12 protein-coding genes are annotated in these 12,291 nt (G+C 64.3%); all 12 read right to left on the bottom strand.

What is annotated here, in order from left to right; translation table 11 throughout:
* Positions 1-123: 123 nt before the first annotated feature.
* The 12 genes from HY896_03350 to HY896_03295 all read right to left on the bottom strand — a co-directional run bounded on the left by HY896_03350 (position 124) and on the right by HY896_03295 (position 11,994).
* Positions 124-435, bottom strand: a complete 312-nt coding sequence (locus HY896_03350; protein MBI5575383.1) for a type II toxin-antitoxin system HicB family antitoxin — start codon at positions 433-435, stop codon at positions 124-126.
* 240 nt (positions 436-675) lie between these two features.
* Positions 676-1,068 (bottom strand): HigA family addiction module antidote protein, encoded by a 393-nt coding sequence (locus HY896_03345; GenBank protein ID MBI5575382.1) that lies wholly within the window; start codon positions 1,066-1,068, stop codon positions 676-678.
* Positions 1,025-1,303: a type II toxin-antitoxin system RelE/ParE family toxin gene (locus HY896_03340; GenBank protein ID MBI5575381.1), complete on the bottom strand. Its 279-nt coding sequence runs from the start codon at positions 1,301-1,303 to the stop codon at positions 1,025-1,027. The genes HY896_03345 and HY896_03340 overlap by 44 nt, the downstream gene beginning before the upstream one ends.
* 26 nt (positions 1,304-1,329) lie before the next feature.
* On the bottom strand, positions 1,330-1,683 hold the full coding sequence (locus HY896_03335; protein MBI5575380.1) for a transposase family protein: 354 nt from the start codon (positions 1,681-1,683) through the stop codon (positions 1,330-1,332).
* Between the two features lie 120 nt (positions 1,684-1,803).
* Positions 1,804-2,553, bottom strand: coding sequence for a nickel pincer cofactor biosynthesis protein LarB (gene larB / locus HY896_03330; GenBank protein ID MBI5575379.1), 750 nt, complete (start codon positions 2,551-2,553; stop codon positions 1,804-1,806).
* Positions 2,550-3,848, bottom strand: coding sequence for an HlyC/CorC family transporter (locus HY896_03325; protein MBI5575378.1), 1,299 nt, complete (start codon positions 3,846-3,848; stop codon positions 2,550-2,552). The genes larB and HY896_03325 overlap by 4 nt, the downstream gene beginning before the upstream one ends.
* The gene (locus HY896_03320; GenBank protein ID MBI5575377.1) at positions 3,845-5,098 is read right to left on the bottom strand and encodes an HlyC/CorC family transporter; all 1,254 of its coding nucleotides are present in this window, start codon (positions 5,096-5,098) and stop codon (positions 3,845-3,847) included. Before HY896_03320 ends, HY896_03325 begins: the two co-directional genes overlap by 4 nt.
* An 8-nt stretch (positions 5,099-5,106) precedes the next feature.
* Entirely contained in the window at positions 5,107-6,189 is a 1,083-nt protein-coding gene (gene thiL, locus HY896_03315; protein MBI5575376.1) for a thiamine-phosphate kinase, read from the bottom strand.
* Positions 6,186-8,654 (bottom strand): endopeptidase La, encoded by a 2,469-nt coding sequence (lon, locus tag HY896_03310; protein ID MBI5575375.1) that lies wholly within the window; start codon positions 8,652-8,654, stop codon positions 6,186-6,188. Before lon ends, thiL begins: the two co-directional genes overlap by 4 nt.
* Positions 8,655-8,678: 24 nt before the next feature.
* Entirely contained in the window at positions 8,679-9,125 is a 447-nt protein-coding gene (locus HY896_03305; protein MBI5575374.1) for an Hsp20/alpha crystallin family protein, read from the bottom strand.
* Complete coding sequence (gene galU, locus HY896_03300) at positions 9,122-9,988, bottom strand: UTP--glucose-1-phosphate uridylyltransferase GalU (GenBank protein MBI5575373.1); 867 nt, start codon at positions 9,986-9,988, stop codon at positions 9,122-9,124. The genes HY896_03305 and galU overlap by 4 nt, the downstream gene beginning before the upstream one ends.
* Entirely contained in the window at positions 9,985-11,994 is a 2,010-nt protein-coding gene (locus HY896_03295) for an ATP-dependent DNA helicase (protein MBI5575372.1), read from the bottom strand. Before HY896_03295 ends, galU begins: the two co-directional genes overlap by 4 nt.
* Between the last annotated feature and the right edge of the window lie 297 nt (positions 11,995-12,291).

The raw sequence follows: 12,291 nt of genomic DNA, 5'->3' as shown, positions 1-12,291 counted from the left end.
CCCGGCCGGATCGGCTCGGAGTGAGCGGCATTCAGGACTCGAGGTCCTTGAACTGCCGGAAGAAGGCGCGTGCGTAGAAGCGCGCCCGGTGCGGCCACACGGGCAGGAAACGGGCGGTGGGCATCAGGCGATCTTCCGGAGGATCAGCTCGTTCAGCGAGACCCCTCTCCTTTTCGCTTCCAGCTCGAGTCTGCGACGAAGATCCTCCGGGATGCGAAGCGGGAACCGCCCCTTGAACTTCTTTTCGACGATAGGCTTGGGGATCGGACGCCCCGCCTTTTTTGCAGCGGAGAGCCAGAGGGAGGCAGCGATCTTCACTTCCTTGATAGCTTCTTCCTCTGTCTCTCCGAACGCAGAGCAGCCCGGGAGTTCCGGCGCAGTGGCAATGTACCCCCGATCCTCGTCGCTGTAAGCAACGACAATCGCGTACTTCATCCTTCTTCTCCCAACTGCTATTTCTCGATCACTGTCAAGAGCTGCCTAACCTGGTACGGCTTGGCCATCCCCTTCCGATCCTGGAAGGTGTCGATGACCCCTGACGCCGGTTTTAAGGAATGTGGGACGATCGCACGGAGGGGCTTCTCTCTTTAGCTGCCCCGGTATGCATACTTTTGAATCGTATCAGGGGCAAGCGGCTAAAGGAAGAAGCGGGACGCAGGGAACGAAGATGAGGTTCTAAGATGCGGCTCTGAACGGCCGGACGCGGGCCTCGATCTCCTTTCCCGCAACCCGCCTGGCCACGCGCAATTCGTAGTCCGCCTGCAGAGTCAGCCAGATCTCCGGCGAGACGCCGAAGTAGCGGCCCAGCCGCAGCGCCGTATCCGCCGTGACGGCCCGCTTGCCGTTGACGATCTCGCTGATCCGCCCCGGCGGCACGTCGATGTCCCGGGCCAGCTTGTTGATGCTGACCCCCAGCGGTTTCATGAACTCTTCGAGGAGGATTTCTCCAGGGGGAATGGGTTCCAGCAGTTTCTTGGGCACAACGGCCTCCTTCTCGGTCTTCCGGTTTGCTCGTCTTCCGGGATCAGTGGTAATCCACGATCTCCACGTCGTAGGCGTCGCCTTCATGCCAGCGGAAGCAGATACGCCACTGGTCGTTGATCCGGATACTGTGCTGCCCTTTCCGGTCCCTCTTCAGCGATTCCAACTGATTCGCAGGCGGGACGGCCAAGTCGTGCAACGTCTTCGCCCGGTGCAGATAGAGGAGCTTGCGGCGCGCCGGACGTTCGAAGGCCCGGAAGCGGATCACCGGTCGATCGTTGAAGAGCATTTCCGTTTCCTTGCTCTTGAAGGACTTGATCACGGTTTCCGCCTATTCTCCTTCGAGTATTACGTATCGCAGTATAGCCCAGCGCGGCAATTGCGGCAAGGGCTCCGCGCGCAGGTGCGGAGGCCCCACAAGAGGGCCGAAGGCTGAGCACGGAGACCGGCGCTCACGCGCCTTCCATCGCGCACGGCGTGATGCTCCGGCTCTTGACCTTGATCGTCGGGGAGCCCTCTGGAGGGGGCGGCGGGCCGTACGGGCGGCCCACGAGCGGCGTCCCCCGTGCCCGGTGTACACTTCCTTGGCAAAGTCCTTCTGCACAGGACCCGCCGGATCGGGATCTCCAGGTACACCCGCGTGTCGCCGCAGGGAAGATCCCGGACCCGACGGACGTTGTGGTCGTAGAAGGAAAAAAGTATCTGTCAATATTTTTCAGAAAAACGCACGATTTGCCGGTAGAAATACGTCCTGAAATAACGTTGTCGGGTGGGTCGTTCTATACGAACGGGGTGGAAAACGCGTGCTGCTTCGGGTCGGGATTACAGCCGGTTGATCACAGAGGAAAGGACGCCTGCGCCGAAGCCGTTGTCGATGTTCACGACGGCGACGGTCGGGGAACAGGAGTTGAGCATCCCCAGCAGGGCCGAGACACCGCCGAAGCTCGCTCCGTAGCCGACGCTGGTGGGGACGGCGATGACGGGCTTGTCGGTAAGGCCACCGACTACCGAGGCGAGCGCGCCTTCCATGCCGGCGACCACGACGAGGACCCGGGCGGAGAGGAGCGCCTCTTTCTGAAGAAGAAGCCGGTGGATCCCCGCGACGCCGACGTCGAAGAGCCGGTCGACCCGGTTGCCCAGGAATTCCGCCGTGACCGCCGCCTCTTCGGCGACGGGGATGTCGGATGTTCCGGCGGTAACGACAAGGATCGTCCCATTACCGATAATCTTCGGTTTGCCGGAACGGATCACCGCGCAGCGCGCCTCCGGGTGCAGGACCGCCTCGCGGAAGCTCTTCCGTATCGCCTTCTGCTTTGCAGGGTCAAGGCGCGTGACGAGGACGCCCGCGCCGGAGCGCCGCATCGCCCGCGCGATGGCGACGATCTGCGCGGCGGTCTTCCCTTCGCCGAGGATCACCTCGGGCACACCCTGGCGGATCGACCGGTGATGGTCGACATGCGCCATGCCGAGGATCTCGAAAGGAAGGGAGCGCATCTCCCGGAAGGCGGCTTCCGCCGACGTCTTCCCTTCCGAGACTTCCTTGAGCAACCTGCGCAACCGTTCCGCCGTCATTCCTTATCCTTCCCCGGCTCCGCCGCCTGCTTCTCGCCGATCTTCTCCAGCGCCTCTTCCCCTTCCCGCTCCGTCTTTAGATGCACGCGGATTTCCTTGATCGCGCGGTCGGAGGAGTGCACGACCGTGAATTCCGCGCCCGGGACGGCGAACGTGTCCCCCACGGCAGGAATCTTTTCCGCCAGCGAGATCAGCATCCCGCCCACCGTCGAGTAGTCGCCCGCGGGGAGGGGAACGCCGATCTCCTCCTCGAAGCGCCGGATCTCCATGCTTCCGCGCACGAGGAATTCGACCGGCGATATTTTCTTATGATATTCCGTCCCCCTGTCGTATTCGTCCTCGATCTCCCCGACGATTTCCTCCACGACGTCTTCCGCCGTCAAGACCCCCGTCACGCCGCCGAATTCGTCGACGGCCACGGCGAAGGACGTCTTCTCCGACTGGAAGTTCCGCATAAGCTCGTCGATCGGCATCAACTCCGGGACGAAGAGCGCCTTGCGGAGCAAGGGCAGGACCGGCGCGTCGGGGGAGCTCCCCACCAGGTCGAAAATGTGGACGTATCCGACTACCCTGTCGATCCGGTCCTTGTACACGGGATAACGCGAGTATCCGCTGCGCGAGGCAAGCTGCGCCGCCTCGCGGCAGACCGCGTCCTCAGGCAGGGCCACGACCTGGGCCAGCGGGCGGAAGATATCGGCGACCTTCTTTTCCCCGAAACGGAAGGCGCGGCGCACCATCACCCGCTCGTGGGGCTCCACGTCCGACCCCGCCCGGCTCGTCTGGAGGATCAGCCGGAGCTCCTCACGGGTAACCATGCCGCGTATAGGCGGAACCCCGCCGAACGGGCTGGACAGGAGGCGCGCGAAGAAGGAGGCGGCGGCGACGAACGGATAAAGCGCGATCCCCGCGTACCGCACGAACCTCGCCGCGCCCCCGGCCAGAGCGTCGGCGCGGGGCTGGACGAAACTTTTAGGAACGATCTCCCCGAACAGGATCACCAGCGGCGTGACCGCTGCGACCGCCAGCAGCTCCGCGCGGTCCCCGAAACCGGGCAGGAAATGCGACGTCGCGATGATGGTGGAAAGGACCACGAACAGGTTCGTCCCCGTGAGCGTCGTGGAGATTGCCTGTTCGGGGCGGGAAAGGAGATCCAGCGCGATCTGCGCACCGCGTTCCCCCCGCCTCGCCCGCTCGGTGAGCTTGTGGGGATCGGCGCAGACGAGGACCATCTCCGCGCCGGTGAACAATCCCTCCATCAGGAGGCAGAAGGCGATCGCAGCGGCGAACTCGATCATATCTTCTCCTCCCCGGCCGCTTTACGCACCCCGACCTCGACGATGCGGATCCCTTTCAGCCGCTCCACGGTGAATCGATGGGTTCCCAGTACGATCGAGTCCCCCCTGCCGGGCAACCTGCCGAACTCGTGAAGCAGCAGGCCGGCTACGGTGTCCCATTCCTCGTCCGAAAACTCCGCGCCGAACTCCTTGTTGAGCCGGCGGACCGAGGTTTTTCCCAGCACCCGGAAGGCGCCGTCCGGAAGGGAGACGATCTCCTTCTCCTCCCGATCGTGCTCCTCGCGAATGTCGCCGAACAGCTCTTCAAGGACGTCTTCCAGCGTGACGATCCCTTCCAGTTCCCCGAATTCGTCCACCACCAGCGCGAGGTGAACTTTCAACTTCTGGAAATCCCGCAGCAGGTACGGCAGCTTCTTCGACGCCGGCACGACCAACGGGGGTTTCACGAGCGTCCGCCAGTCGACCTCTTCCTTCCCTTCTCCCATCGATTTGAGGAGCTCCTTGAAATGCAGGACGCCGGTGACGTTCCGGCGCTCGCCTTCGTAGACGGGGATACGGGACCGTCGATACCTGCGGAACTGGGCAAGGAGTTCCGGGTAGGGCAGGGATACCGGGACCATGAACACGTCCGCGAAGGGGGTCATGATCTCCCCCGCCCTCTGCTCGGTCAATTCGAAGATGTTGTGTATGAGTTCCTTCTCTCCGGGGTCGATCGTGCCGGTTTCCTCCCCGACGTCCACCAAGGCGCGGAATTCCCTTTCCGAAAGTCCCGGGCGGTCCCCGGCGAGCGTCCCTCCCCCGAACAGGCGCAGGATGGCGGAGGCCGCGTTTTCCAGGAGGTAGCGGACGGGAGAAACGATCCGCGAGAAGACCCCGAACGGGCGGACGGCCAGGAGCGACCAGGACTTCGCGCGCGGCCAGGCGATACACTTCGGGGCGATGTCCCCGAGGATGAGAATCCCCGCCGTGCCCAGGAAAAGCGCCAATACCTCCCCGTGCGCGGGGAACTGCCGGATGAGGAACGCCGCGATCAGCGTGGAGATCGCCACGTTGGCGATCTCGTTGCCGATGAAAATCGTCGCGATGAGCTTCCCCGGCGCCTCGAGCATCTTCTCGATGGCCCCCGCCCTCCGGTTGCCTTCCTCCTTCCATTTCAGGAAATCCACGCGCCGCAGCGCGAAGAACGCCGTCTCCACCGAGGAGAAGAAGGCGGAAGCGCCGAACAGGAAGATCAGAAGCATGAGTTTCATGGCAGGGATCAGTTGCGGCTGCGCCGGGAACGCTTGATGCCCGGAGCGATCGGCCTGGATAAGGAGGGAAAGTGGGTGAAGCCGCGCGGAAGCCACGCGCCCGCCATCCACGTTCCGTCGGCGCGGCGCACCCGGACGCCTCCGCCCTTCGTCACCACTCCGATCGGGAAGACGCCCGCCGGAAAATTGCGCGCGGCCCGCCTGAAGGACTCGTACTTGTGAGGACGCACCGCCATGAGCAGCTCGTAGTCCTCCCCGCCGGCGAGAAAAGACGCGAGCGGATTTTCCTTGAGTTCCGCCGCGGCTTTTCGGAATTGCGTAGAGAGGTGAAAGGACTTCTCGTCCAGGACGGCGCCCATCCCTTCCGGTTTCAGCAGGTGCGACAGGTCCTGAAGCAAACCGTCGGAAAGATCGATCATCGCCGACACGGCTCCGCACCCGGCGGCCGCCGTCCCCTCCCTCCAACGAGCCGAAGGCATCAGGTGGCGGCGCATCGCCGTCCGCTTCCAACCGGATGGATTGCGGGGACGCCCACCGGAGAGAAGCTTAAATCCCAGGCGCGACCAGCCCGGCTCACCGGTGACGAAGAGGATATCCCCGGGCCGCGCCCCGCGGCGGGCGGCCGTTTTCCCGGCGGCGGCTTTTCCCATGACGGTCAGAGACAACACGATCTTCTCCCCCCGGCAGGTGTCGCCGCCCATAAGGCGGATCCCCGAAGGACGGGCGGCCCGGGCCATCCCGCGAAAAACGGATGCGAGGAATTTTACGGAAGCGTCGGGCGGCGCAGCCAGCGCGGCAAGGTAGCAGACCGGTGAAGCTCCCATCGCCGCGAGGTCGGAAAGATTGGCGGAGAGCGCCCGCCAGCCGATTTCCTCGGGGAGGAAGTACCGGAGATCGAAATGCGTCCCTTCCAACAGCAGGTCGGTCGAGAGGACCACTTTCCCCCGAGGCGAAAGCAGCACCGCGCCGTCGTCCCCGATGCCGATTTCACCCGGACGGGCCTTCCCGCCGTACCGCCGTCTTACCAGGTCGATGAACCCGAACTCGCCGAGGTCCCGCAGGTTCCCCGGGGAGGGGTCGTCGCGTTTCACTTGGTTTTCCGATCCCCCGCCTTCCGGAAGGGATTTCTGCGAAGCGCCTTCTCGACAACGTCGTCCATGCTGCCGACCAGAGTGAACGTGAATTGCCGCGCCTCGTGCTTCGGGATCTCTTCGAGGTCCTTCCTGTTCTGCTCGGGAACGATGATACTGGTGATGCCTGCGCGCAAGGCCGCCAGCGATTTTTCCTTCAAGCCCCCTATCGGCAGGACTCTCCCCCGCAGGGTGATCTCCCCCGTCATCGCCACGTCCCGCCGCACGGGGATCCCGGTGAGAGACGAGATCAGGGCCGTGGCTATCGTGATACCCGCGGACGGGCCGTCCTTCGGGATCGCCCCCGCCGGTACGTGGATGTGTATGTCGTAATTGGAATGGAAGTCCCTGGCCAGCCCCAGCCGGGACGCCCGCGACCGGGTGTACGTGATCGCCGCCTGCGCGCTCTCCTTCATGACGTCGCCCAGGGAGCCGGTTATGGTGACCGCCCCTTTCCCCCTGACGAGCGACACCTCGATGAAGAGGATATCGCCGCCTGTGGGCGTCCACGCCAACCCCGTGGCCACGCCGACCTCGTCCTTCTCCCCTTCCGTTTCGGGAAGGAACTTCGGCACGCCCAGGAATTTCGACAGGTTCTTCGGCGTTATGGAAAACGGCCCCTTCCCCCCTTCGGCGATCTTCCGCGCGGTCTTCCGGCATACCTGGGAAATCTCTCTCTCCAGGTTCCTCAGGCCCGCTTCCCGCGTGTACTGGTGGATGATCGCCAGGATGGCCTTGTCGGTCATCTTAAGCTGCCCGTCCTTGACGCCGTTATCCTCCCTCTGCCGCGGGAGGAGGAAGCGCTTGGCGATGGCCAGCTTGTCGACGTCCGTGTACCCCGACAGGTGGATGATCTCCATCCGGTCCTTCAGGGCCGGAGGAACGGGATCGATGATATTCGCGGTGCCGATGAACAGCACCTTGGAAAGGTCGAACGGCACGTTCAGGTAGTTGTCACTGAAGGCGAAGTTCTGCTCGGGGTCGAGCACCTCCAGCAGCGCAGCGGAGGGGTCACCGCGGAAGTCGGCCCCGAGTTTGTCGATTTCGTCCAGCATGAACACGGGGTTCCGGGTCCCCGCCTGTTTCATCCCCTGGATTATACGGCCTGGAAGCGCGCCTACGTAGGTGCGGCGGTGTCCGCGGATTTCGGCCTCGTCCCTGATGCCTCCCAGCGACATCCGGATGAACTTGCGGCCCATGGATCTCGCGATCGACTTCCCCAGGGAAGTCTTCCCCACGCCCGGCGGACCCACGAAGCAAAGGATCGGCCCTTTCATTTTGTCCTTGAGCTTCCGGACGGCGAGGTACTCCAGTATCCGCTCCTTGACCTTCTCGAGGTCGTGGTGGTCCTCGTCCAGGATCTTCTTCGCCTTACCGATGAGGATGTTGTCCTTCGTTTCCTTCTTCCACGGAAGTTCGACCATCCAGTCGAGATAGGTCCGCACCACGGAAGACTCCGCCGAGTCCGGGTGCATCCCTTCCAGGCGCCGGAGCTGCTTTTCGGCCTCCTTCTGCACTTCCTCGGGCATCCCCGCCGTTTTGACCTTCTCACGAAGCTCGTCGATCTCCTCCGTCTTGCCGTCGAGGTCGCCCAGCTCGGTCTTGATCGCCTTGAGCTGCTCCCGAAGGAAATACTCACGCTGGCTCTTCGACATCTCCTCCTTGGCCTGGCTCTGGATCTTGGCCTGCATGTCGGCAAGCTGGAGCTCGCGCGAAAGGAGGTTGTTCACAAGCGTCAGGCGGGCGAAGGGGTCGGTTTCCTCGAGGACGCCCTGGGCCTCCTCGATCTTGAGCCGAAGGTTGGAAGCCACGAGGTCCGCAAGGACGCCGGGGTTGCCGATGTTCTCGGTGACCATCAGGATCTCCACCGGCATGTTCTTCAGGGAGAGGATCTTCTCGATCTTCTCGCGGGAAGCGCGCATCAGCGCTTCCACCTCGAGCGGCCCTTCCTTCACGGGCGGCTCGACGATCCGGTCGATGCGGACGCGGACCGTGGGCCTGGTCTCGAGGAATTCCAGGATACTCCCCTTCACGACCCCCTGGATAAGGATCTTCAGCCGGCCGTCCGGAAGCTTGAGCATCCGCATTATCATCGCGACGGTGCCGGTGCGGTAGAGATCTTCCACCTTGGGTTCCTCGACCGCGGGATCCTTCTGGGTCGCAAGGAAGATGTGACGGTCCCGCGACAACGCCTCCTCCACCGCCGCGATCGAACCCTCCCGTCCGACAAATAGAGGCAGGGTCATGTACGGGAAGATGACGATGTCCCGCACCGGGAGCAGCGGCAGCACCGAGGGAATCTCGGGAGCAGCCTCCTTCGGTTCGCTTCCCTCTTCGATCGGCCGGGGAAGCGTCGGCTTCTCTCCTTCCGGCTTCTCGGCGGGCAGGATTTCCGGCTCTTCGCGCCTGGTCGGTTCATCCGCCATGTCGGTCGCTCCCCCTCACTGGATTCACTTCTCTTCCTCGGATGCGATCGGGATCCGCAGCTCCCGCCCGCGCCGGTCGGGCACTTTTGGCAGGGACAGGACCAGGACCCCCTCCTTCAGGACCGCCGTCATTCGGTTGAGATTCACGGAGCCCGCCACGTCGAACGCCCGGTGGAACCTGCCGAAGATCCGCTCCAGGCACAGGTAGGAGGCGTCCTCCCCCGCATTGTCCGGCGGTTTCTCCCCGCAAACTTCGATGCGGGAGCCGCGCACACGTACCTCCACATTTTCACGGGACACACCCGGCAGCTCCATCCGGATGACCACCTCCTCCGCCGTTTCATGCACGTCGGAGGGCGGGCTTTGTGCGGTTTCGTCGGAAATGTCGACGACCGAAACCTGGCCCAACGCGCAGGCGCTGGCCCGGATTTCCGTTTCGCCCACGATCCTTTTTTTCGTGATTCGGCTCAACTGATCCTCTCCTTCTTCAGAAAAGCGCGCAACCCCGGCCCGATTTCCGGGTCCTTGAGCGCGAAGGCTATGTTGGCCATGAGGAACCCGAGCTTGGTGCCCGCGTCGTACCGCACCCCCTCGAATGCGTACCCGAGGACCCGCTCCTCGGAAAGCAGCGCGCGTATGGCGTCGGTGAGCTGGAGTTCCCCCCCCGACCCGGGTTTCGTCGCCTGCAGGGCGGGAAAGATCAGCGGCGGAAGGATGTAGCGGCCTATGATCGCCAGGTCCGACGGGGCCTTTTCGGGCCTGGGCTTTTCGACCATGTCCGTGATTTCGTACACGCCTTCGCCGATCTTCCTGCCTTCTATGATGCCGTAGCGCGAGACATGTTCCCGGGGTACTTTCTGGATGGCAAGGACCGCCCCGGCGCTGTACTTCATATAAATATCGATCATCTGCCGGAGAACCGGCACCTTGGAGTCGATGACGTCGTCCGACAGTATCACCGCGAACGGCTCCTCCCCGACCAGGTCCATCGTTCGCAGGACGGCGTGGCCAAGGCCCAGGGGAAGGTTCTGCCGGACGTAGAAGAAGTCGCCCATGTCGGATATGGAGCGGATGAGGGAATGCAGTTTCCCGTCCCCTTTCTTCGCCAGCGTCGCCTCCAGTTCGAAAGAAACGTCGAAGTGGTCCTCGATGGCGTTCTTCCCCCGGCCGGTGACGACGATCATGTCCCGGATCCCCGAGGCCCTCGCCTCCTCGACGCCGTGCTGGATGAGGGGCTTGTCCACGAGCGGGAGCATTTCCTTGGGTGAAGCCTTCGTCGCCGGAAGGAACCGGGTTCCGAAACCGGCAGCCGGAAAAACCGCCTTTCGTATCATCCGCTTCCCTCCTTGCCCGGCGAAGATTTATTCCCGCGAAACCGGAGGAAGAACGACTTTACCGCCTCACGATCCCGGGTCCAAGTCATTTCAGGAAGGTTCCTCCTGAAGGTCTCTCCGTAGCTTCTCGAAAACACCCGTCGGTCGAGGATAGCCACCGCACCGAAATCGTCTCCCCGCCGTAGAAGGCGGCCGACCCCCTGCCGCAGCGCCAGAACGGCTTCGGGGACCTGGTAATCGGCGAACGGGTCACCGCCGCGCTCCCGGACGGCCCGGATGCGGGCCGACACCACGGGATCGGCAGGCGGAGCGAAAGGGAGCTTGTCGATGATGACGCACCGCAGCGACTCGCCCGGCACGTCGATCCCCTCCCAGAATGTTCCCGTCCCGATCAGTACCGCGTCTTCCTCCTCGCGGAACGCCCGCAGCAGGTGCGTACGCGGGGCCTCTCCCTGCACGTACAGCGTGAACGGAAGGTCTTCACGCAACGCCTCATCCAGCGCACCCAAAGTGCGGTAGCTGGTGCACAGGATCAACGCCCCCCCGCCGGAAGCCGAAAGGATCGCGGCGACCTCCCCGGCGGCGGCTGCGGGAAACCCTTCCTCGCCCGGGTCCGGAAGTCCGGAAGGCACGTACGCCAGAGCCCTGCGCGCAAAGTCAAACTCATTATCCACGATGAGTTCCTTCGCATCAACAGCGCCCAGGCCCACCCGTTCCCGGAAATAGGAGAGGTTACGGGAAACGGAGAGCGTGGCGGACGTCAGAAGGAACGGGACCGATTCGCGCCACATGGTCGCGGCGAGCACGCCGGATACTTCGACGGGGGTGCGGCAGAAAGCGACGGAATGCCCTTTCCGCTCCCCCCATGCCACGGTGCCGCCGGGATCGGGGGAGCGCAGCGCGGAAAAATCCTCCACGAAGGAGCGCGCCCGACGGGCCAGCAGATCCGCGTCCCCCGAGGGAAGACCGACGGAATTTCCCCCGGCGTCCCGGCCTGCCTGGCACGCCGCCAGCGCCAGGCAAAGCTCCTGCCCTGCGCGGGAAAGGTCCTCCGAGCGCCGGTCGAAGGATGCATCTGCGGAAGGCTCGGGCAGGAAGAACCTCCCTTGCGCCTCTCCGGCGGAACCGAACAGCATCTCCGCTGCGCGCCGAAGCGCTTCCGCGGCGGGAAGCGCGGGACGCCAACCTTCTCCCGCCTTGCCGCAGGACCGCACGATGTCGCGGCAAAGCTCCTGCGCCCTCCACAGGGAAACAGTCACGCCGAAGAAAGAGGAGGCGACTTCTTCCATGCCGTGAGCTTCGTCGATGACGACGGCGTCGGGCAGCGGGAGGATGTCCGGGGCGCCTTCCGCCTTCGAGCGGAGCGCCAGGTCCGCGAAGAACAGGTGATGGTTGACGACCACGAGGTCCGCCTCGGCGGCCCGCCGGCGGACTTCCATGAGGTAGCACCGGTCCGACTCCGCGCACGCGGAGGCGTCGCACATCTCGGAGCGGGCGTTGACCTCGTTCCATGCCCTGAAGTCTTCGGGGATCCCCGGGCACTCGGAGAGATCCCCCGTGCGCGTGGTTTCGGCGAAAGCGCGCATCCGGTCGAAGAGGCTCGCCTCCCGGGCGAATTCGAAGAGCGGCTGGACGGAGAACCGCTTCCATCGCCTGCGGCAGAGGTAGTTGGCGCGCCCCTTGACCAGGACGCAGGAGAACGGGACGCGCAGCGCTTCCCGCACGACGGGGATATCGTTTTCGACCAATTGCTGCTGAAGCGTTTTCGTGCCGGTTGACACGATCGCCTTGCGGCCGGAAAGCACGACCGGAACGAGGTAAGCGAGGGTCTTTCCGATCCCCGTGGCCGCCTCCGCCACAAGGATCCCGCCGCGGGCGATCGCCTCCGCCCACGCTGCGGCAAGCCGCACCTGCCCGGGTCTCGGCTCGAACCCCGGAAGCGCCCGCGAAATCCCCCCCCCGGGATCAAACGCCCCCCGCACCTCTTTCGCCAGAACTGAAGTCACCGGCGCCAATTGCCAACCGAGTAATTATGGAAAGAAGGTGAATTTGCGTGAGTGCCACCGATCCGGGGTGCCCTCAACACCCAGGAACGCCGGTGATCGGATGCCTGACGGGCGAGCCGCCGAGGCGGGGTGCCCCTCGCGGGGGCCTGTAGCAACGAAGCGGGAGCCAGGGAGGGCGGGCCGCTCCTGCGCATCCATGCGCTCGCGGCACGCTGCCGTCCATGGCAGCGAGCGAGGATGCTACGGAGCCGTAGTCCGGCCATGGACGGCCGGGCAAGGCGTCCCCCGCGAGGGGCA

Source organism: Deltaproteobacteria bacterium (assembly GCA_016218975.1).
Classification (GTDB): Bacteria; Desulfobacterota; Deferrimicrobia; order Deferrimicrobiales; family Deferrimicrobiaceae; genus JAENIX01.
The sequence above is the reverse complement of the archived record's forward strand: the minus strand, read 5'-3'. Positions and strand labels throughout refer to the sequence as shown.